Here is a 20,586-nt window from a genome sequence, read left to right as displayed (position 1 = left end):
GGCAAGGGCCGGGACTCGTATCGCCACCTCGCCCTGATCGCGCAGGCCTTGCCGAGAGGCCCAATTCGGCGACGCCGCCCCGCTCGAGAACCGAGCAGAACTGCGAGAGGATCACACCCATGGGCACCTTCGCATCCGCCGCCCCCTACTACGCCCTATTCCGGCCCGGCTACCCGGACGCCCTCTACCAACACTTACGAACGCAGTTCGGCCTCAATGGAAGCCAGCACATGCTCGACCTCGGGTGCGGGCCGGGAACCATCGCGCTGCCCCTGGCTGCGCACGTGGCCGTCGTACACGCCGTGGACCCCGAGCCGGCGATGCTCGCCGAAGGCATGCGGCTCGCCCACGAGCAGGGCGCGGCGAACATCGCCTGGCGGGCCGGGGACTCGACCATGCTGAACCGCATGGGGCTGCCGACGATCGCATTGTGCACCATGGGCAAGGCCATCCACTGGATGGACCAGCGAAAGGTCCTCGCCGATCTCGACCACGTCATCGCCCCTGAAGGCGGGCTCGCGTTCGTCTCCGGGGCTGCTCTGTACGAGCGGCCGACCTGGCTCGAGGTCATCGAGCGAGTCGGTACCAGCCACCTTGGCCCCGGTTACCGGCAGACCTATGGGCCTGCCACACATCCAGCTGACGCCCTCGACCAGTACTTGTCCGCCTCCACCTTCTCCAAGTTCTCCACGACGACCTTCGAGCAGCCCCTGGAATTCACGGTGGACGACCTGGTAGGCATGCAATTCTCCTTCTCCTACACCAGCCCTGCCGTCCTCGGCGCCCGGCAGGACGCGTACGAGAAGGATCTGCGGGCAGCCCTGGCCGAGTTCGAACCGTCCGGGGTCTTCCGCGAGGTCCGGCACATCGAGTGCACCACCGCCATCCGGACGTGACCTCCAGGGCCTGGCCGTCAGCTGATGCCGGAGGGAACCTTCTGGATGGGCCATGGTGGGGCTGTGGCGCAGACCGGAGCAAGGCCAGCGCCGCCGCGATGGACGCCGCAGCTCACGCCAGCTCGCGGCTGCCGCCGAGGCGGTGCAGAGCCGGCTCGATGGCGTGGACCCCTTCGAGATCCAGCTCGGTCCGGCCCGGGCCTCCGGCTCCGCGGGCATCGTGGAGAGGGTAGGGGCCTCCGCCCCCCAGATCTTGCCGGGGACGAAGAAGCTCTCCAACGCCATACTCCTGCCGTCTCGGGGATGCCGTTCTGGACGGTAGCGGCCCGGACTACGACGCGCGGGCAGTTCACGAAACATCGGGAATCGGAATGGCAGGGCTGTCATTCACGGTCGAGTCAGCGCAGGATGCCTCGTCCAACAGACCGGTTTGCTCCAGCTGTTGCCGCGTCGCGATCTGACGATCGGCAGTGCCGCTTTCTCGCCAACTGCGAGCCACTTCCCGGGGGCGGTCCCTCGGGCGTTAACGCAGGTAGTCAGCCTCTGGCGGGCTCCTGGCAATCGCCTCGGGCGGCGCACGCCGAGCCGTCCACGCCGGCCTCGACACCACCGGGCTACGCCCGCTGTTCACCGACGTCATCACCGGCGAAGACGCCCCGCGGGGCAAACCGGGCCCCGGGCTGTTCCTCCTCACCTCGGCCCGCCTCGCCGTCGCCCCAGCCCGTTGCCTGGTCTACGAAGACTCGATCGAAGGTGTACAAGCGGCCAAGGCCGCCGGCATGGACGTCGTGGACGTTCGTTGTTTCCGTACATAACCCAGCCGAACCAGGGTGCAGAGGGGATTTCATCGCCCGGCAGATGCGGGGGCCGGCCGCCGACAATAGCCCGGCTGCCCCAACAACTCAGAATCCGAGGGGTTCGCGGGTACAGCATGGCTGCGCGCCGCGAACACCTCGGATTCTGTCTCTGCGCTAGAAGGCCGTAGTGCGGTCTTCGCTGCGCAGGTCGGTCACCTGGTGTCCTGCGTAGACGCCCGCGCGCGACTCACGACGCCAGGGACGCGCGTAGGTCACTGATTCGACGGCGGCCTCGGAATTGTCGTCAAGGTTCACGACTGCCACCGATGGCGAACCGTCCGCGGGGCACCGCTCGAACCAGTCGCCGTTGGGGGCGATGACTCCGGACGGCGCGGTGGCGCTGTGCTGTGTCGGCACCGAGAAGCTGACCCAGTAGCTGTTGACCGCGGCATGGCCTTGGGCTTGGGCGGCGACGGCACCTGGTGAGACGCCGGTCGTGGAGAACAGGACGCAGTCGACATCCAGCTTCTCGTATTCGGCGAACAACTCTGGGTAGTGGATCTCCATGCCGAGCAGGCAGCCGAAGCGCACACCGTCCACCTCGAAGGTCACCGGTGAGATGCCCGGCGAGTACATGTACGAGACCTTCGTCTTCGACAGCAGGCGCTCGTCGTAACGCGTGACGACCTCGCCGCGATCGGAGATGACGTAGAGGCTGTTGTGCGGGCGATTCGGCTCCGTCAAGCGGTGCACCGAGGCGATCACTGTCCACAGCCGCAACTCGCGTGCCAACTTGGCGATCGCAGCCAACTCCGATTGGAGAACCGGCCACTGGCACCGATCCCAGTCCGCCGGGCCGACCGCGTCAGGGCCGTGGACGGACATGACAAGCTTGTTGGGAAAGCAGATCGCGCCTTCCGGAAAGTGCACGATCCTTGCTCCCTGAGCACTAGCCTCGCGCATCAGAGCGCGGACCTGACGGCCACTGTTGCGCAGCGCTTCAACGTCTCGGGGGTCATCGCGTACGGGGGTCTGCGCTACGGCGAGCCGCACGCTCTTGGGATTCCTTGCTTCCGACATGACGTCTCCTGATGGAGTCGGACGGAAGTGCCGGAGGGCAGACGTGTAAGACTCGCCGGTCTTAGCGGCGCGGGCACGCACTTGGTCCTTGAAGTTCCTACGGGCTGTCATCGCGGCCTTCCACGCCTTGAGCGACGGTTCCCCAGCAACTTCGCCCGAGGCGATCGGGCTGCGACAACGACCTGAGACGCTGGTCCCTTTGCCTCCGATGGAAGACCGTGCTGGGGACGGTCGCGGGAGGTTCGGCGTAGGCCACGCAATGGGTCATCATGTCGTCGCCCACGGGCTCCGTCAACCTCGCCGTCAACCTGTCGAGTGTCTTCCGCGAGGTCCGGCACATCGACTGCACCACCGCCATCTGAGCATGACCTCTAGGGCCTGGCCGCCAGCTGATGCCGGAGGGAACCTTCTGGATGGGTCAAGGGGGGTGGGGCGTAGACCGGAACAAGGCCAGCGCTGCCACGATGGACGCCGCACATCTGCGGGAGCTGACCGAGGCCCTCGCGTACGAAGTCGCAGACCAGGTGGTCCGGGAATACCGCCACGTCCTGCGGACGCGTCAGGCCGCCTGAACCTCGGCCACCAACCGCGCGGCTTCCTTCCTCGCCGGCACCAGCAGGGGATCGTCCTCGTAGGCATGGGGGCCGACGATCTTCGACAGGAAGAACAGCGCCATCAGCTTGCCGTCCCGGCTCTCCAGATCCGCCCGCCGCTCGCGGTGGACCCGGTCCGCGAGTTCCGGGACGGCAAGAGCGTTGCCCCACAACGTTGCTGCGTCCAGTCCGCGCGGAGCCATGCCCCAGTCCTCCCAGTCGATGACGCAGAACTCCGGGCCCATCACGTTCGCCCACGTCAGATCCGCGTGCGCCGCAGCCCACTGCCCGACCAGAGTGTCCTCGACCTCGGGGAATACCTCACCAATCTTCGCCGTCACCAGTTCTTGCGTCATCAGCTCGGTATCCGGGGTGGCGACACGCAGGGTGCGGTGGGCGGCAAGCGCGTCGAGGGAGGTGTTCAGCGCGGCCCACCACGTCTCGGGCAACTCAGGGTCCCTGAGGACGAGGGCGCCCTTCCCGATCGGCGGGGCGCTGATCAGCTCCAGCTCATCCGCCCGCCACATAGCCGGCTCACTCTCGTCCCGCCAGGCCAGCCCCCGGTACCACTGCGGCATCACCACACTGCCAAGGACAGCGGCGGCCTCGGTCCCGTTGCACCCCTGGACGCCGATCCGCTCGAACCCCCGCCGCTCGATCCGTACCCACGTACCCCGGTCGGTCCGGCCGCCCAGCGACCGGCGTTTACGGATCACCGCGGCCCGGTCCAGACGCACCCCCAGCCCCTGCTCCACCCGGTCCAGCACGACATCGACCGCTTCCTTACGCAGATCCACCATGCGAGCCGCAGCCAGAGCCATAAAAGCGAGGGTAGCGAGCCATCCCTGCTCAGGCAGACGATCCGGACACACCCACCGTTCGACACGCCGGGAGGGTGGGGCGGTATCGCTCCCCGGCTCGGGAGATCACCCCCGGGGTACGCAACCCGGACCGGCCAGGCCAGGCCCATGCCCGACGACTTCGAAGACCCCCTAGCAACACGCTCCGAGGCTGACGCAGACTCGTTACCCGCGCGCACCACGAAGCGTCTACTGGTCAGACGGGATCGGTGAACGAGATCGGCTTGCCGGTGGCGTGGGCGTATGCGATCTCCCTGCTCGTGGACTCGCCGATATACCCGCCTGGGTTGACGACCAGAACCCGGTCAGCCAGGTCGATCTTGCGCAGGTGGAGGGCGTCCAGCGCGGTCTTCTGCTCGTTGGTGATCAACTCGCCTGCTTCGCCTGGCGCGACGACAATGACACCTGCGAAAGTCAGATCACGGTTCGCCGTACGCATCTGGTCCACGAACCGGGTAGAGCCGCAGATGCAGACAATCTCAGGTCGGTCGGGCACGGCTCAGTCCTTCGGTCGATCGGGAAACCGTCAGTGTGCATGTTGACATCACAGACAGGCACATGAGCCAACGGTCTACGCAGCGAGATGAACACCACGCGGATGCACCGTCGCAGTCGGGAGGCGTGGACCGTACTGGGAATGGCGCTGCTCGACGGCGAAGTCTGGGGTGCTTCCGGCTCACCACCTTTCTTTAGCAACACGGCCAGGGCCGAGCGCAGCTCAGCCACGGGAGCACCACTGACATCGCGCCTACCTTGCACCTGACCTTTCATAACTACCGACGGCCAGGGACAAGCGCAACGCAGCCCGGATCCGCTCGGCTGCCTGCCACCAGCCGCGGGACTCCCCCTGTGTGAACACCGGGGCCCCGGCCTCCTGGTACGGCAGACGCAGCAAGACGTGGAGGGCTACCAAGCCGATGGGCGCCGCGGTGAGCTCCAGAGCCGAGGACCGCCCCCTCCTGGTCCAGGTCCTGCCAAGCGTGACCTTCTCCAGCAGGAGTCCCAGCACCCTCTCCAGGCGCAGTCCGAACAAACCGGGGATGACGACGGTCACTGGCTGGTGCCAAGCGGATCCCCCATCCGGCGGCACGGCCTGCTGCGGGACATCCATCCAGAAAACAGGGGTGTTCTCCGCTACCCAACGAGGACCCTCGCGAGGCATGGGCTGGCCGGGGAGGTGCAGTCCGGCCGCCAGGCGAACAGTATCGAGCAGCTCGAAGTCCGCCCGGCTGATGGACAGGCGCCACCGCGCGTCACAGTCCTTGTCGCTACACACCGCATACGAGTTCAGGTACCCGCCGGACAGATCACGAAAGACGTCTGTCCAGCTCTCCTCGATGTCCTCCCCTTCCCAGCCGCCATGGCAATAGATCTTGGTCTCTCCAGGATGGGAGAGGTCCATGACGAGCCTCAGCGTCGGACCGATGCGGGCAATGCGATTGCGCATCCTGGGGTGCCCAGCCTCCTGGCAGCCGGGGCAGCGCATCAGGTGCTGTACACCGCGATTGGTGTGCACCCAGAGGAATTCGCTGCCATTGCAACTGCGGCACAACGGGCCCCGGATCAAGCCATGGTCATGGCAATGATCCCAAAACGCAGCCTGATCCGGACACAGGTCGCACCAGTACCCGCGTGCCAGCGGCCTGTACCCCGGCCGGTAGCGGGACCCACTGTGCTGGCCAAGATGACCCTGCAATTCGTCGCCGATATCCGCACCGTCCTGGCCACCGGGTGAAGTCGTCACGCCTCTCATCATGAACGAACCCACCGACAACGCTGCGATTTGATGTGTCGCCCCGACGCAACCGCCTGCTCCCGGCTATGGCCGCTACCAGCCTGCGAACAGTGTCGCATCGCCCCCGAGAGGACGCCCCTCACCCTGCAGACTCCGCAACGCCGGCATCGCCCAAGCACCGGCCCATCGGCCGCCGCTGGACCCGTACCCCGCCGCCCCGCCGTCGGTACAGCCTCTTCCGGAGACGTTGTACGGCGACGCGATCGCCCCACCCGCACGTGACTGCCCGCCCGAGTAGGTGCAGGAGATCACGTCGGACTCTCCCGGTGCTTGGCCGGCCGCTGGCCAGGCATCTGGATCAGTGCTGGCCTCCCTGTCAGCGGCGGGTCTCGGATTCACCGCCCAGCAGCCAGAGAGTCGTCTCTGAAAGGACGTTCGGCTCCGGTGGCCACGTCGCCGACAACTTGCGTCCGGTCAGGGCCCCGGCATCCTGCACCTGGGCACCGGTGGCGCAGATGGCGGAGAGCAGTCCGGTGTACAGCCCCATCGCGTAAGCGTGTTCGGCATACTCGGCCTCCTCGGCTGGATGGGGTTTCGTGCCCCCGTTCTTCACCACGGCGTCGTCGTAGTACCCCTGGGTGATCTTCACAGCGTCAAGCAGGTCACGGCCCGTGAGGAACACGGTGAGCTTGCTGACGTCCTCGATCATGTGTGCCGGATTGCCGTAGTTGGAGATGAGGACCAGCTCGGCGTCTGCGGGGCCGTGATCGCTGACATCGTCGAGGAACGCCAGCAAAAGGTGGATTCTGCCGTTGTCGTCGATGACCACCCCGAGGCCGGGCGCGGGCATGGCCTCGGGGAGGTGTACAGGGACCCGGTCGCTGGCGGTTTCCTGAAGGCGCAGGGTGGTCAGGACGCTGTGGCGGCCGCCGCTCCGCCAGGCTCCGAGGGCGGCGATGCGATGCCCGTCCCACATCGCCTGGTCCACCGGCGCGTCGTACATCTCCACGAGCCAGGCCGCCACATGGTCACTAGGCACCCAGCACCACGGCTTCCACTGCTCGTGCTCACGGACGCGCAGCTCTTCGAGATTCTCGAAGATGCCGGGATACCTCTGGGTGGCCTGCATTTCCAGCCGGTGCCAGTGGTCTGACGCCTCGCGGTAAATGTGGGCGATGCGGCGGTTGCCGGCGTCGAGCTGGTGGTCCAGCGCGGCCTCAAAGACGCCGTGCTCAACCTTCTTGGGGGTGGCGGCGAGCTCAGGCGACGGCGCGAACATCTCGGACTGCTCGTTCACATCGCGCATCCTCTGCGCGGCCCGCTCGGTGATGGCTCGGTGTGCGGCGTCGGCTCCGCTGGTCGTGGTGACCTGCACGCCCCGCTTCTTCGCCCTCAGCTCTTTCAACGCCTGCGTGACGGCCGCGTGGGGCCGCTGTTCGGACAGTGTCGTGCTGTCCGCAGTGAGCGCGTACCAGGCGGCCACCACGGTACGGAGTGGGACAGCCGAGTAGAGCAGTCCGGATGGAAGCTCCTCGAGGCACAAGCGGGTGTCGAAGAAGGGGAGGAAGGACAGGTGCAGGTCGAAGTCCGGCACCATCGGGATCAGCCGGCCCCGCGCCGCCGCGTCCGGTTCCTGGTCCTGGTCGGGCATCGCCGCCCACCAGGTCAGGTGCACGCCTGGGGAGAACCCCTCCATGGGAGGCCCCCAAGTGACCGCGACCACGGGAGCCCCCGGGCCGACGTGCATCAACGGCTCTTCCGGAGAAAAGGCGAGCATCCCGGATGACGCGGGCAGCACGTCCGGGGTGAACGGCAGCGCAATCGACTGGTCCTGGCCGATCGCGCGGGCTGCCTGCACGAGGTCTCCGGTCATCGCGAACGTCGTGCCGTCGGAGACCCGCTTGCCCTCCGCCACGATCATGGACTCGATCTGCCGGGTCCGGGGCAGTGCCGACCACGAGGCGGGCATGATGAAGCTGTGCCCCCGGTTCATGAGCATGGCCCAGAGCTCACGGCTCACCGGGGCGCGCAAGAACGTCAGAGTCTTGGACCGCAGGGTGGCGGCCTGGTCAGCCAGCGGGTGTGCAGGGGGCATGGGACAAACCCTAGATCGCGCCCCAGCGAGCGGGAACCCGTTCCGAAAGCCTGACCAGTCTTCAGCCGACATCCGCCACCCGGAAGTACGCAAACTTCGTGAACTTCACCGAGCGATCACCTCGCGCGCGATTCGGGGCACCCAGCGGACTTGGGTCACTCGGGCCGGGGTGGCCGAAACTCCCCCCATCAGATGATGCTGCTCGTCGATGACCGCCGTACAACGCGGCGCCCGGGGCCAGGCAAGATCCGCGGGGTGCCGCAGGCACAGTCAACAACGAACTCGGGGTCGCCGAGGTCCAGACCCAGGCTTGTTCGCAAAGATGTAGTCCAGCGTCGAAAACGGACACCAGCTTGTTCCCCGCTGCCGGGTGTCGCGACGCCCGTCGGGGACTCGCTACGGCGCTGCGGTGAGGTCCACGCCGAGCAGGTTCGAGAGATCGGCCACCGTCTGCTTGGGATCCCTGTTGTGGACCCCTGCGAGGCCGACCTCCTCCGCCGCCTGAACGTACGCTTCGGTGTCGTCGACGAAGACGCACTGCTCGGCGGGCAGGTCCATGAGCTTGAGGGCGGCCTCGAAGAGCTCCGCGTCAGGCTTGCGCATCTGGTAATGCTCGGAGATCACCACGGCGTCGTACAGGGTCTCAAGCTCGTAGCCGTCGTACAGGTCCCAAGGGGCAAGGCCTACGGAGTTGGACAGGATGCCCACCTTGATCCCGGCTCGCCTCGCGGCCGCGGCAGCGTCGATCAGCAGCGGCTCAGGGCGCAGGCCGCCGAAGATCCGACCCATCAGGTTGTCGGGGGATACCCCCAGCTTCTTGCCCGCGATCTCGTTCCACTCGGTCTGGCTGACCGCCCCACGCTCCAGGTCACTAGTGATCCGGACACCCTCTTCGTCCTGGTACAGCGCGGAGATACACGCACCCTGGGGCAGCCCTTCACGCTGCTCGAAGGCGAGCACCACAGGCAACAGGGGGGTGGTGAGCACGCCTCCGAAATCGAGGATGAGGCCGGTACGGTTGGACATGCGGGAACTCCATTGCTGAGGCTTTGGACGCCTTCCAGACCGGATAGCGTCACGGACCCGGCTGCATATGGCGACGGCAGCATCTGCACGTCCCAGGCCCGGGTGAACTTACGAGGCGGAGCAAGACCTAACAGCCAGGGTCATCCACGGTACCAGTCACGCCCATACAGCCGTTAGTGCCGAATGTCACTAACGGCACTGCATCCAAGATCAATTACCGATTGGGCTCGACTTCTGTCCGCGCCGACCGCTCTAGAAGCGTTCGAGCCTGAGCCGTTGCTATGTGGGAATAGACGACACTCACTCGCGTTAGCCAAGCCGCTTCGCTATCAGTGTCGACGAACGGCTTTGGCTTCAACGGGGAAGTGGCATACCGGCTGGCTCGCCCCGTGGTGGCGGCCTGGAGCGCCGCCTTAATCCAATACGCTTCTGCGGCCGGCTCAGGGTCCGCATGAGAGGCGGTTCTGTCCTCTGCGGCGAACAGCAATTCCTTCGGAGCGTAATACCGCAGCTTTTCGCATGCATCAGCAATGTCTTGAGTCCAGCGATCCAGGCGAACATCACTGGGGACACGCATGTGGATGAGCTCTGCGAGCCGAGATCCAGGCGGGTACAGGCTGGTCCCAGGAAACGCTTCTACCAGACTGAACCAAAGCGGATAAATTCTGTAAAGGGTACGCCACGTCTTCCAGCGGACAGCGGCCGCCCGGGTAGTGGGAATGCTTGCACCGGCCGCGACGATCAGGAACAGCGCGTTCATCCATACTGCCGTCGCGTCCACGAGGAACTCCACCGTGGAGGCGCTTAGGGGGAACATCACCGCTCCCCAGAGGATTGCGACACGGGCCACGGTGTGGGCCAAACCCATCCACATCGAGAACCCCATCAAGCCCAGTCCCACGCGCATGCTGGTGCTCTCAGCCTGTCGTGCCGCCCTTGTCCACTGGTAGCCACAAACCGCAGTCGTGATCAGCGGGAAGAAGTAGAAAACGGTCATGTAGACCGCTGCACCCCATTGCCCAGCATGATCGATTAGGAAACTGTGGCTCGGCTTGGCGCGGTCCACCACAGTGAAGAATAGGACCGTGAGCAAAGCCACGCCGATCGCGCCTGTTTTATAGGAGGCGCGGGCGATCCAGCGTGAGACCGCGACATGCCGGGGCACGACGGTTTCGGAGCTCTTCCCGTAGCTGGTCGCGACGTACGTCAGAGCTGCAAGGATGGCCGCCGTGCTGGCAAAGTGTCTGAGCAGGGCACTCAGGTCGACAATGGGGATCCGTTCCACCGCCTGCATCACTGCCGGCGTGTACAGCCAAAGGGCTATGGCGAATCCGGCATAGCCGCCCCAGAGGGCCCGGCGGTGGGCGTCGGCGTACCGGACTGCGGGGAATCGCCATACAGCAATGATGGTCATTACTGCCGCAGTTAGGTATTTGAAGAGATCGAGCACGTAACCAGCGCATATCTACGGGCCGGCTGGGGTGCGCGCCAGCCCGGAAGGCTGGTTGGCCACAGCCGCGATTGACAGTGGATGGACGGCGTGGCAGCCATCACGAAGCGTGGGATTTCAGCCTCTATGATGGCCAGGCGCTACGGTTAGTATCGGCGCAGCGGTGGAGCAACGGGATGGGAGAGCGATGCCTCTAGGAGGCTGACCATGTCGTCGCCCCCGATCGACGACTGACGGCGCGCCAACCTTTTTATCAAGGACGCCGAAAGCTCCGCCTGCTTTTCCTCGGGGCTGTCGAAATTTACGCGGCCTTGGACCAGGGTCGTTGGGAAACGCCGAACAACTTCCTCGCGGATGTGTTCCGGTACGTATCGCTCGATCTCGGCAGCCGTCAGGGTGGTTCCGTGGTCCAGCCACTCATGTGCGAGCTCATGGAGGATGATGTGCTCGGTTTGGTTGCGACTTGAACGGCGGCGGTAGAGGACAATTGTGAACTCTGGCGCTTTGACCCGAAGGCCGCAGGCCGTCCCCAGGCCCCCATCGGGATCGTCCAGTGGCACCAGGCGAATCTGGCGACTCAGTGCGCGTTCCATATTTCGCACCAACGCCTCGACGCTGAATGGAACAGGGACAGGAAGGTCTGCGAGTAGCCTCTCGCATTCCCTCACGAGAGCGCGCCGAGAAGCATTCCGACGCCAACGCATAGTCACTCCCTTGAAGTGCCACTGAGGTGTCCGCTATCGAGCCCCGATCTCGATTTACGCACGTGGGGCGTTAGCAGCCAGAGGCTCGCACTTGTATGGGTGCGGGGGCCGGGAGGTGCATCCTGCCATGTCAGATCTTACAAGGGGGAAAGGGTTCGCCGTGCAGTCCGGCCGTGTTGTGAAGGTCACCTAAGCACAATGGGGTGGACCAATGCGAAGGCAAGATCAAGTTAGGCCAGTCTTGATCCACTTTGGCAGACATTGGAGATCAGACGCCCATTCTGGGATTGCAAGATCGCGTCCGTCTGGGGACTGCGCTCCGCCCGGCGAATTCCGGGATGCCGCCCCAGCCGACCGCGCGCACGCTGAAGGTATGCCTGACCGCACACACATCGTCGTCCACCCAGCCAGCCTCGATGGCAGCCGCGCGGTGACCGCGCACGTACACGGCGAAGACCGGCCCCTCGGGACCGCGTGTTCATTGCCGGCGGTCGTCGACATGTTCCGTGCAGCAGGGCTGGAGACCGCGGCCGGCTGGCCGCCTATCCGCTGGCTGGGCGGCGGACCCGAAGCATGGGGCGACTGACCCATGGACCGTGCGCCGATCCTCGTACACCGCATCTCTGCGTCAGGTGGCCGGCGCGTCGTCATCCGCGTCCACGGCGTCGACACCGTACTCGGAGTCGCCCACTCCGACGCCGATCTGATCGAGTTCCTGCGGCGGATCGACCTCCCCGACCCAGAGGACCTGGTCCACGGAGATTCGTCGGCCATTGCTTGGCAGGGCGGGAGGGCGCACGAGTACGTGGCCGACGAGGGCGAGACGTGAAGAAGCCCGACAAAAGCCGGGGACGTCACGCTTGGGCTCATCCGGTCTGCACCAGGCGCCAGGCCTGAAGAGCGAAGGTGCTGCGGAGGTCAGCCCGTATCGCCGGTTTGCCGCACACGGAGCCCAGCAGACCTGCGGGCAGGTGGTGTCACTGCCCGCCCTGCACGTCAGGCAGCTTGTCCCTCAGCTCTCCGACGATCTCGTTGATCTTGGTCATCATCTCGACGGACAGGCCCGCATCGTTGCCGCGGGCAGCCAAGCCGAGAATCTCCCGTCGGTGGAGCGACGCGAGGAAGCCGACCGATTCGAAGAAGAGCCGGGCCTTAGGGCTGAGCTCCTCGTCGTCCTGGAACAGAGCCGTGTCGACCTGGAGGGCATAGGCAAGCCCAGCGCGCACTACGTCCGAAGCGTCGGTTGTGACGCCCGTACGGAGCGCGACGATGTCGTCGGCCGTGACGGTGATCGCGCCCGCATGCTCGTTGACAGCGCGCGCAATTTCCTCATCGGATGGCGGGTCCTGACCAACGTATCCGTGCTGGAGAAGGTAGTTGATCTTTTGCTCGATCGTGCTGGGTGCGGACGTCTGCTGGTCACGGGGAGACGTCGGGCGTAGCCCGAAACTGCGGTCCTGCGCGGCCAACAGCTCGTCTTCGGTTACTCCGTAGGCCTTCGCCAGCGGCTTCACGTAGGCGTCGCTCAGCCTGCGCCTGCCGGATTCGGCGTTGCTCAGGGGCACACGGCTTGCGTTGATGATCTCGGCGGCCTGCGTGTGACTGAGGCCGGCGTCGCAGCGAAGGAGCTGCAGGTCCGGTGGGCCGTCGTGGGGGAAGAGGGCATCGAGCGACTGGTGCAGCGCCTCAGCAATCGCGGGGAGCTTCTCACCTTTGGGGAAGTCCTGGCCGCTCTCCCAGCGAGCGACGGCCGGGCCGCTGACCCCCACCATCTCGCCCAGCTGCTGTTGGCTGAGATCTTTGCCCCGTCGGACAGCGCGCACGCGGCTGCCATCGAACTGGCGTGGGGGCACATGAACTCCTGCGAGTGGCTGTCTAGACAATCTGGGCGGCGTCTAGAGCACTGTAATCGACGGCTTGATACATTCTCTCAACTAACGTACGTTCCTGTATCGCACCTGGTGCTCGGGGGCACCTGTCCTTCTATGGTGCCAGCCCTTCCACCACGTGCACCTCCCGGCCCTTCTCGCAGCTCTAAGGGGCCGAATCCCCAGCTCCGGCACAGCCTGACAACTGTTCGGCCCAGCGACCTTTCCGAGGAGACCCAATGAGTGTCGCGTCGCCACCGCCTACCTGCGCGACGAACTCCCGGATTCGGTATCCAGTTGTTGCCGGCTTTGGGGCCACGGGGCCGGCCCCAAAGCCGTGCGCGGTAGCTCTGTGCTGGTCACGGGGCTACTGCGCCGCAGTGCGTGGGTTCTAGAGCTATGTCTAGATCTTGCGCGGGGGTCCGCATAGCTTGTTGCCGAACCCGCCGGGCATGAGCCCGAACGGGATACCAAACCAGGGGGAGGGTCCGTGAGGACGCAACGCGAGCCGCGCGACAGAAGCGGCTAGGCAGACAGAAACGGCGCCGGGGAGGAGCTCCCAGACGCCGACTGTGCAGCATCGGAGAACGTCAACTCTCCTGCGCTGTCCAGCAGATCACCTCGGGCCCCGGCAAGGGCCCGACAGATCACCTACCTCACTCCGCACCGGCCCCTTTCCTTGGACAGCGGTGCGGAATCATCACGGGAGAGTGTCGCATGTCCACACCCCTGCGCGAAAGGCCGCCGACTCCGGCTCGCGCCGAAATACCGACTCTTCGCGCCCTCACGCTGGCCCAGCGGCTGGCCACGATGCTGCCGCAGGTCACCGACGTGCACATCCGACTGCAGGACGGCCGCACAAGCTGGCCCCACCTCGACGTGCGGGCGACCGGCTCCGACGGCCAAGCGGTACGGATCAGCCGGACTCAGGCACACGTCGCCGCCCGCTGGATCATCCGGACCTACCCGGAAGCCAACTGGGCAGCGCGCCGCACCTTCGACCTGCGGTCCGGTGCACTGAATGGCGGTGCCGCCTGATGGCGCGCATCCGCACGATCAAGCCGGAGGCCTTCGAGTCGGAGGACCTCGCCTCGGTCGACGTCACCGCCATGGTCACCTTCTTCGGCCTGCTCACCCAGGCCGACGACCACGGCCGCTTCCGCGACCACCCGGCGATCATCGCCGGACGGCTCTGGGCTCTCCGCGCCGACCACAACCCGGCGGACGTGGCCAGGGACCTCGACCAGCTCGCCGGCGCAGGCCTCATCTGCCGCTACACCGGATGCGACGGCGGCCAGTACCTGCACTTCGTGACCTGGGAGAAGCACCAGAAGATCGACCGCGCCTCGGCGTCGCGGCGACCGCGTTGCCCCGTGCACCAGAGCCACGGCAAGTGCAGCGAGTGCGACGGGGCCTCGTGCCCGGCCTCCTCCGCTCCGGCCACGACGGCGGCACCGACCACTCCCGCCGAGCTCTGCGGTCCCCGCCCGCAAGACTCGATGAACACTCGACGAACCCTCGATCACACCATTTCGCCGGATTCGGCGCCCTCTGCGGCCCCAGGGGCCTCCCGCGCCGACAGCAACAGCGGTCTGAAGTCGACTCCACCGGCGCTCCAGCAGGCTCTGCCCGGAAGCCCTGAGGAATCCGCAGGTCAGACGGTTCTCGATGAGGCCTCGACACAACTGCGCGAGGGCTCAGCGTCTGGATCTAGGATCCTGGATCCTGGATCTTTCCCTAAGGGGGGCGATGCCCCCGCGCCGCAGCCCGCACCCGGATCGATATCGGCAAAGGACCTGCTGGCCGAGTACGTGTCGGCCTGCTCGCAACCGGTGCCGCAGACGGTGCGCGGACTGATCGGCCGCCACGCCAAGGGGCTGCTGGAAGAAGGCTTCGACCCGGCGGTCATCCGTGCCGCCCTGGAGCGCCTACGCGTCAAGGGCCTGCACGCCAGCGTCCTCCCGAGCCTGGTCAATGAGGCACTGAACGCCTCTCCGTCAGCATCCGCCTCCGGCGCGGGGCGCTGGGCCAGCGCCCGGCCCGCCTATCAGCCCTGGCAGAACCCCACCGACAGCTCGGTCTACGAGGAGTCCCTGTGAACCGACGTACGCACACTCCCGAGCCGCTGGCGCTGGGCGAGACCAACTCGGTGAGCCGCATTCGGGCGAAGTTCGCGGCGATGGGGATCGATCCGGGCCGACCGGTGGCCGACACGCCGGCAGCGATTCCCGCGCTGGAGGCGGCGCACGAGCGGATCCCCTCGCGCTACCAGCAGGCGACGATCTCAGACCCGCGGGTCAGCCAGTGGGTGGACGAGGTCGTCGAGCGCTCCTCGGCTCCCCACACCGCCGGGCGCCGGGAGGTCGCGACGGGTCCCTCGCTGCTGCTGCTCGGAGCGACCGGGGTCGGCAAGACGCACGAGGCCTTCGCCGCGATCCGTGCCCTGATCGCCACCGGGATCGTCGTCCGGTGGGAGTCCGTCACGGCCGCCGACCTGTACGCCGAAATGCGCCCTCGACAGGGTGTCGACCCGGAGTGGATGCTGCGGCGCCTTGCGCGGATCCCGGTTCTGCACCTGGACGACCTGGGTGCTGCAACGACCACCCGGTGGACCGAGGAGCTGACGTACCGGCTGATCAACCACCGGTACAACCGCGAGCTGCCGACGCTGATCACCAGCAACCTCGCCCCCGCGCGCACCCCCTCGATGCCTGCCGAGCAGCCGGTGCTGCGCGAGCAGATCGGCGACCGGGTCGCCTCTCGCCTCGTCGGAATGTGCCAGCAGATCGCCATGACCGGACCGGATCGCCGCCGGACACGAACCTCCGCCTGACCGGCCTCCGCTCCCCCTGCCAACCCTCACCGCCTGGACCCGCCACGCCGCACTGCCCTGCTGCAGCGCCGTGGTGACCGCGTGCCGGCCGTGAAGCACAACGGAGAACACCTTGCGATACATCACCACCCACGAGAACCCCCTTGTCGGCATGCTCGGGATCACCGAGCGGAGCTGGACCGAGCGAGGAGCCTGCTACGGCATGGACGCAGCCGAAGCCGACGAGATCTTCTTCCCGACGGTCACCAACACGAAGAGCACCGAGGAAGCGAAGACGATCTGCGCAAGCTGCCCGGTCGTGCAGCAGTGCTTCGGCGGCGCCATGGACAGCGACGCCCGGAAGGGATTCCGAGCCGGACTCACTGAGGCAGAACGGCGCCCCTTCCACAACAAGGTCGCCAAGCGCCTGGACTACAACCGGGTGCACGCCGTCTTCCGGGGCCGCGACGTCGCCCTGTCCATTCCCGAGCGCAACGCTGTGGTCCGCCAGGCCTACCTTCGGGGGTGGAGCGTCGAACGTCTCGTGATGCTGCTGCAGAGCGAGTTCGACTACACCCGCCGGATGATGCGCGAGCAGGCCGAGTTGGTGACGGCCCGAGACCACGAGTGGCTCCGGCAGATGTCCCGCGCGCGCGAGGCCGGCGATCCGGCGAAGGCCACGAACGTGCCCGCGCCCGGCGCCCCTACCACCCGCGGCTTGGAGGTCCGAACGGCCTTCGGGGAGGCCGCGTGAAGGACTCCCCCTCGCACACCGTCGCCCCCATCGGGTTCTGGGACCGCCTCGCGATCATCACACTCGGCACGGCCGGCTGCGCCCTGTCGTACGACGCGCTCCAGCAGATGGCCGTGGCCATCCACGTCCGGGGATTCCTCACCTACCTGTTCCCGCTGGTGGTCGACGGATTCATCGCATACGGCGTACGGGCCCTGCTGGTGCTCGCCGAAGCTCCTCTGCGTGCCCGGCTGTACGTGTGGACGCTCTTCGGCACGGCCACCGCCTCCAGCATCTGGGCAAACGCGCTTCACGCGGTGCGTCTCAACCAGCAGGCCCTCAGTCCCAACGGACTGCAACTGGGCGACACCGTGGTGGCGATCCTGTCCACGCTCGCCCCCCTCGCGCTCGCCGGCGCGGTCCACCTGTACATCCTCATCACCCGGCACCACCCCGCGGACCACAGGCGAACCGGACCGGCGGACCAACAGGCCGCTCCGCTGGTCCGGTCCGGCACACCGCAGCAGGAGGTCACCGGACCAGACCGCCTGGTCGAGCGAACCGGTCAGACGGACCAAGAACTGGTGGACGACGGCACCGCACGTGGTTCGGACAGCGAGCCCGGCGGCCAAGCAGCCCTCCCCGGGGCGGACCAGACCGATCCCAGCTGTGCCGACAACGGCTCACCTGCAGCAGCCCAACTGCCCCGCCCGACGGAACGCCCCGCCTACGACGAGCCTGGACCCGAGCACGGCCAGTCGGGCAAAGCCGCAGGTGGCATCGCGGACCAAGCTCTCCCGCACCCCAGCGGCGAAGGTGAACCACGCCCCGCAGCGGACCAAGGTCACGACGCCGATCCTGCGCCCGAGCCTCCGGGACCCGGACCAGGCACGACCGCGGACCAGGACGACGAACAGGAGGGTGAGGGTCCGGCGGACCAGACCAACGGACCTTTCCCGGACCCGGTCCCCCTGGAGGCCCTCGTCCCGATCGCCCGCAAGGCGGCCCTGGCCGGCGGCCGAATCACCCGCAGGGTCATTGGACCGTACCTGCGCGAGCAGCACCTCACGATCAGCAACGAGCGGTTCCCGGAACTGCAAGAGGTCCTGTACGGGGACCCGGCGCTCGCCCATCTGCCTCGGCCGAAACGTCGAACCCGGTGATGCACGGACAACCACCGCGTCCTTGACCGGTCGGTCACCCATCGCAGAGCGGGGCGGCCCGGAGACAGCTCCGGACGCCCCGCTCCTCTCCTCAAGGAGCCTTCGTGTCCTCATCCGCCAGCAACCGGCCCCCGAAGCCGGTGAACCACGCTGCTGTTGCCGCCGCTTGGGCCGAAGTCCTCGTGCGCCGAGGGCACCTGCACGCAGCCCTACCTGCACCCACCGGCCAATGGCTGGTCCAGAAGGGGCCGGAATTGCCCGTACTGGTGCTGCCAGGACCCGAAGAGCTGCTGGACCTCGCAGCCCAAGTCCAGCGCCTCGACCACGCAAGCCGGGGCGCCAGTCGATGACGGATCCGCTCTCGAGCCTGCCTCACGAGACCGACTCGCTACCCATCAACTCGACGTCAGGGCGAGCAAGTTATCCCATTGGATACTCCACCGTCGGCGGAGTATCCAATGGACCCGGCCCCCAGGGGAGCCGGGAGCCCTCCTGGCACCGGGGGGCGCCAGGAGGGGTGACTGCGACCGGGGGCGGATCGCAGTCGGAGGAGCAGCCGCACACCTGCCACGACAGCGCTTGCGAGCACGTCGAGCGTGTTCACACGCGACCACGCCGCCGTCCGTACCAGCGCGGGCAGCGCCCGCACGTACGCAACGCCCGACTCAACGACGAAGAACTCGCTGCAATCACCGCCGGCGCCCAGGCTGCCGGTCTGACCGTCGCCGGATTCATCGCTCACGCCGCCCTCGCTGCGGCGCGCGACATCCACAAGACGGCAGCTGAGATCGCTTCCGAACGCGAGGTGGTCTCAGAGCTGTTCGCCGCCCGCCGGCACCTGGGCTACATCGGCAACAACATCAACCAGATCGCACGCATCCTCAACTCCGGCGGCGACACCCCCCAGACCGACGCCACCCTCGCCGCGGTCCACCGGGCCGCACGGCGCCTGGAAGCCGCCACCCAACACCTGATCGAACGCTAAGGCACCTGCGCATGATCCCCCGAGTCCACAAGCGCGGCAGCCGCACGATCGGCCTGCTCCACTACCTCTACGGCCCCGGCACCCACGAGGAACACACCGACCCCCACCTGGTCGCCGCCTGGGACAGCCTCGCCCCCGACCCCGGCCGAGACGCCGAGGCCACCTTGAAGGAACTGCAGCAGCTGCTCGACCAGCCCGTGGACGCACTTCCCTCTGGTCGGCGACCAGACCAGCACGTGTGGCACCTGTCCGTGCGCGCCGCCCCGGAAGACCCGGTGCTGACGGACGAGCAGTGGGGGGACATCGCCCGCCGCATGGTCGCCGCGACGGGCATCGCCGCAGGTGACGATCCTGCGGCCTGCCGGTGGGCGGCCGTGCGCCATGCGGAGGACCACATCCACATCATCGCCACGACCGTCCGCGAGGATGGCCGCAAGCCCCGTCTCCACAACGACGCGGCCCGTTCCCAGGCCGAGGCACGCCTCATCGAAGCCGACTACGGCCTGCGGCGTCTCAACCCAGGCGACAAGACCGCTGCTCAGCGCCCCACCAGCGCCGAGCGCCACAAGGCGGAGCGCACCGGGCGGACCCGCACCGCCCGCGAGGAGCTCCGCGAGACCGTCCGCCGTGCGGTGGCCGGGGCCGCGAACGACACCGAGTTCTTCGACCGGCTCGGCGCCTCCGGCCTCCTCGTCGTACGTCGTGTCGCGCCCAGCGGTGACCTCCTCGGCTACAAGGTCGCCCTGCCCGAGGACCGCAACAAGGACGGCGAACCGATCTTCTACGCCGGCGCCAAGCTGGCTCCCGACCTCTCCCTTCCCCGGATCCGCCAGAGATACGGGCGCGAGGGAGCTTCGGAGGAGGCCACGGTCAGCAGGGGTCCGCACAGCGGCGCGGAATGGCCGGGGCCGTCACAGGCTCGCCGTTCGGCGACCGGTGCGGTGTGGACAGCACTGCTGGTCATCGACCAGGACGATGACGGCGCGGCAGCCGCCCAGATCGCCGACGCCGGAGAAGTGCTTGACGCCCTGGCCAAGACGAGCGCCGCCCACACCAGGCGTGAACTCTCCGATGCCGCCTTCGCGTTCGAGCGGGCATCGCGCTCTCACATCCGTGCCGAACGGCAGCAGGACCGTGCCCTGCGTCAGGCAGCCCGCGACCTGGTCCGGGGCGGTCCCGCTCTGGGCCGTGGAGAGGACGGCGCCGGCACGGCCATGGTCATCGACATGCTGTTCTTCCTCGTCATCACCGCCGCGGCCTGGCATGCGAAGAAGGGCCACGCCCAGCAGGCCGCAGCGGCGCAGCAGGCGGCCGAGTACCTGCGTGCGGCGTACCGCAACGCCGCCGTGGCGCCCCTTGGGGTCTTGCGTGAACGGGGACACCGTCTGGCTCCGCCGCTCCAGCGCAGGTACGGGTCCGCCATCCGCGAGGCCGTGCCGGATCTCGCGCAACGGCTACTCGACGAAGCCGGGTGGCCGGCGCTCGCGGCGACGCTCGCCGAGGCCGAGGCAGCCGGCCACGAAGTGGTGCCGCTGCTGGCGGAGGCCGCCTCGCGCCGCGAGCTGGACACCGCGGAGTCGATGTCCGACGTGCTGGTGTGGCGCCTTCGGCGCCTGGCAGACCTTCCTGCTGCAGCTGGTACGAGCCATCGCCCCGGGGACGTCAAGACCAGCACCATCCGCTCGCAGCGGGCCTCCGTCCCAGGTCAGGACGGGCATAAGCGGGATCGTCCGACCTCGGGCCGATGATCGTTTCATTAGTAGAAGTGCGAGCCGCTGTCGGGAGAGGA

20 protein-coding genes are annotated in these 20,586 nt (G+C 67.2%); 11 read left to right on the top strand and 9 right to left on the bottom strand.

The annotated features are described in order from the left end of the window. The first annotated feature begins 119 nt into the window (after positions 1 to 119). Positions 120 to 896, top strand: coding sequence for a class I SAM-dependent methyltransferase (locus tag OG332_RS37505; RefSeq protein WP_327417604.1), 777 nt, complete (start codon positions 120 to 122; stop codon positions 894 to 896). Positions 897 to 1,450: 554 nt separating this feature from the next. Beyond that, on the top strand, positions 1,451 to 1,711 hold the full coding sequence (locus OG332_RS37500; protein WP_327419491.1) for an HAD family hydrolase: 261 nt from the start codon (positions 1,451 to 1,453) through the stop codon (positions 1,709 to 1,711). 156 nt (positions 1,712 to 1,867) lie between these two features. Here OG332_RS37500 and OG332_RS37495 read toward each other — a convergent pair whose 3' ends face one another. The 8 genes from OG332_RS37495 to OG332_RS37460 form a co-directional block, all read right to left on the bottom strand. Further along, positions 1,868 to 2,773 carry a carbon-nitrogen hydrolase family protein gene (locus OG332_RS37495; RefSeq protein ID WP_327417603.1) on the bottom strand — a complete coding sequence of 302 codons (906 nt, stop codon included), beginning with the start codon at positions 2,771 to 2,773 and terminating at the stop codon, positions 1,868 to 1,870. A 559-nt stretch (positions 2,774 to 3,332) separates the two neighbouring features. Further along, on the bottom strand, positions 3,333 to 4,187 hold the full coding sequence (locus OG332_RS37490) for a hypothetical protein (RefSeq protein ID WP_327417602.1): 855 nt from the start codon (positions 4,185 to 4,187) through the stop codon (positions 3,333 to 3,335). 235 nt (positions 4,188 to 4,422) lie between these two features. Beyond that, positions 4,423 to 4,722, bottom strand: a complete 300-nt coding sequence (locus OG332_RS37485) for a hypothetical protein (RefSeq protein WP_327417601.1) — start codon at positions 4,720 to 4,722, stop codon at positions 4,423 to 4,425. Positions 4,723 to 4,974: 252 nt separating this feature from the next. Further along, positions 4,975 to 5,970 carry an endonuclease domain-containing protein gene (locus OG332_RS37480; protein WP_327417600.1) on the bottom strand — a complete coding sequence of 332 codons (996 nt, stop codon included), beginning with the start codon at positions 5,968 to 5,970 and terminating at the stop codon, positions 4,975 to 4,977. A 367-nt stretch (positions 5,971 to 6,337) separates the two neighbouring features. Beyond that, the gene (locus tag OG332_RS37475; protein WP_327417599.1) at positions 6,338 to 8,056 is read right to left on the bottom strand and encodes a hypothetical protein; all 1,719 of its coding nucleotides are present in this window, start codon (positions 8,054 to 8,056) and stop codon (positions 6,338 to 6,340) included. Between the two features lie 396 nt (positions 8,057 to 8,452). After that, complete coding sequence (locus OG332_RS37470; RefSeq protein WP_327417598.1) at positions 8,453 to 9,082, bottom strand: HAD-IA family hydrolase; 630 nt, start codon at positions 9,080 to 9,082, stop codon at positions 8,453 to 8,455. 214 nt (positions 9,083 to 9,296) lie between these two features. After that, entirely contained in the window at positions 9,297 to 10,532 is a 1,236-nt protein-coding gene (locus tag OG332_RS37465; RefSeq protein WP_327417597.1) for an MAB_1171c family putative transporter, read from the bottom strand. 146 nt (positions 10,533 to 10,678) lie between these two features. Further along, the gene (locus OG332_RS37460; protein WP_327417596.1) at positions 10,679 to 11,125 is read right to left on the bottom strand and encodes a hypothetical protein; all 447 of its coding nucleotides are present in this window, start codon (positions 11,123 to 11,125) and stop codon (positions 10,679 to 10,681) included. A gap of 484 nt (positions 11,126 to 11,609) precedes the next feature. Between OG332_RS37460 and OG332_RS37455 the strand changes: the two genes are divergently transcribed. Together OG332_RS37455 and OG332_RS37450 are read left to right on the top strand one after the other, a co-directional pair. Continuing rightward, positions 11,610 to 11,822 carry a hypothetical protein gene (locus OG332_RS37455; RefSeq protein WP_327417595.1) on the top strand — a complete coding sequence of 71 codons (213 nt, stop codon included), beginning with the start codon at positions 11,610 to 11,612 and terminating at the stop codon, positions 11,820 to 11,822. Between the two features lie 3 nt (positions 11,823 to 11,825). Continuing rightward, positions 11,826 to 12,065: a hypothetical protein gene (locus tag OG332_RS37450; RefSeq protein ID WP_327417594.1), complete on the top strand. Its 240-nt coding sequence runs from the start codon at positions 11,826 to 11,828 to the stop codon at positions 12,063 to 12,065. A 148-nt stretch (positions 12,066 to 12,213) separates the two neighbouring features. Here OG332_RS37450 and OG332_RS37445 read toward each other — a convergent pair whose 3' ends face one another. Continuing rightward, positions 12,214 to 13,089: a helix-turn-helix domain-containing protein gene (locus OG332_RS37445; protein WP_327417593.1), complete on the bottom strand. Its 876-nt coding sequence runs from the start codon at positions 13,087 to 13,089 to the stop codon at positions 12,214 to 12,216. Between the two features lie 732 nt (positions 13,090 to 13,821). On the opposite strand from OG332_RS37445, the gene OG332_RS37440 reads away from it, so the two are divergent. The 7 genes from OG332_RS37440 to OG332_RS37410 all read left to right on the top strand — a co-directional run bounded on the left by OG332_RS37440 (position 13,822) and on the right by OG332_RS37410 (position 20,545). Next, positions 13,822 to 14,142 (top strand): transcriptional regulator, encoded by a 321-nt coding sequence (locus OG332_RS37440; protein WP_327417592.1) that lies wholly within the window; start codon positions 13,822 to 13,824, stop codon positions 14,140 to 14,142. Beyond that, a complete protein-coding gene (locus tag OG332_RS37435; protein WP_327417591.1) occupies positions 14,142 to 15,203 on the top strand; it encodes a hypothetical protein in 1,062 nt (353 codons plus the stop codon). Before OG332_RS37440 ends, OG332_RS37435 begins: the two co-directional genes overlap by 1 nt. Next, entirely contained in the window at positions 15,200 to 15,937 is a 738-nt protein-coding gene (locus OG332_RS37430) for an ATP-binding protein (protein WP_327417590.1), read from the top strand. The genes OG332_RS37435 and OG332_RS37430 overlap by 4 nt, the downstream gene beginning before the upstream one ends. 112 nt (positions 15,938 to 16,049) lie before the next feature. Further along, entirely contained in the window at positions 16,050 to 16,670 is a 621-nt protein-coding gene (locus tag OG332_RS37425; RefSeq protein WP_327417589.1) for a WhiB family transcriptional regulator, read from the top strand. Then, on the top strand, positions 16,667 to 17,812 hold the full coding sequence (locus OG332_RS37420; RefSeq protein ID WP_327417588.1) for a DUF2637 domain-containing protein: 1,146 nt from the start codon (positions 16,667 to 16,669) through the stop codon (positions 17,810 to 17,812). Before OG332_RS37425 ends, OG332_RS37420 begins: the two co-directional genes overlap by 4 nt. A gap of 517 nt (positions 17,813 to 18,329) precedes the next feature. Then, a complete protein-coding gene (locus OG332_RS37415; protein WP_327417587.1) occupies positions 18,330 to 18,797 on the top strand; it encodes a plasmid mobilization protein in 468 nt (155 codons plus the stop codon). Positions 18,798 to 18,808: 11 nt separating this feature from the next. Continuing rightward, positions 18,809 to 20,545, top strand: coding sequence for a relaxase/mobilization nuclease domain-containing protein (locus OG332_RS37410; protein ID WP_327417586.1), 1,737 nt, complete (start codon positions 18,809 to 18,811; stop codon positions 20,543 to 20,545). Positions 20,546 to 20,586 lie beyond the last annotated feature (41 nt).

Source organism: Streptomyces sp. NBC_01233 (assembly GCF_035989305.1).
Lineage (GTDB): Bacteria > Actinomycetota > Actinomycetes > Streptomycetales > Streptomycetaceae > Streptomyces.
This window is presented reverse-complemented; position numbering and strand designations above follow the sequence as displayed.

Coding starts and splice junctions, on each gene's coding strand:
- OG332_RS37410 (WP_327417586.1), top strand. CDS start 18,809: ATGATCCCCCGAGTCCACAAGCGCGGCAGCCGCACGATCGGCCTGCTC.
- OG332_RS37460 (WP_327417596.1), bottom strand. CDS start 11,125: ATGGAACGCGCACTGAGTCGCCAGATTCGCCTGGTGCCACTGGACGAT.
- OG332_RS37470 (WP_327417598.1), bottom strand. CDS start 9,082: ATGTCCAACCGTACCGGCCTCATCCTCGATTTCGGAGGCGTGCTCACC.
- OG332_RS37450 (WP_327417594.1), top strand. CDS start 11,826: ATGGACCGTGCGCCGATCCTCGTACACCGCATCTCTGCGTCAGGTGGC.
- OG332_RS37440 (WP_327417592.1), top strand. CDS start 13,822: ATGTCCACACCCCTGCGCGAAAGGCCGCCGACTCCGGCTCGCGCCGAA.
- OG332_RS37505 (WP_327417604.1), top strand. CDS start 120: ATGGGCACCTTCGCATCCGCCGCCCCCTACTACGCCCTATTCCGGCCC.
- OG332_RS37435 (WP_327417591.1), top strand. CDS start 14,142: ATGGCGCGCATCCGCACGATCAAGCCGGAGGCCTTCGAGTCGGAGGAC.
- OG332_RS37490 (WP_327417602.1), bottom strand. CDS start 4,187: ATGGCTCTGGCTGCGGCTCGCATGGTGGATCTGCGTAAGGAAGCGGTC.
- OG332_RS37455 (WP_327417595.1), top strand. CDS start 11,610: ATGCCTGACCGCACACACATCGTCGTCCACCCAGCCAGCCTCGATGGC.
- OG332_RS37475 (WP_327417599.1), bottom strand. CDS start 8,056: ATGCCCCCTGCACACCCGCTGGCTGACCAGGCCGCCACCCTGCGGTCC.
- OG332_RS37495 (WP_327417603.1), bottom strand. CDS start 2,773: ATGTCGGAAGCAAGGAATCCCAAGAGCGTGCGGCTCGCCGTAGCGCAG.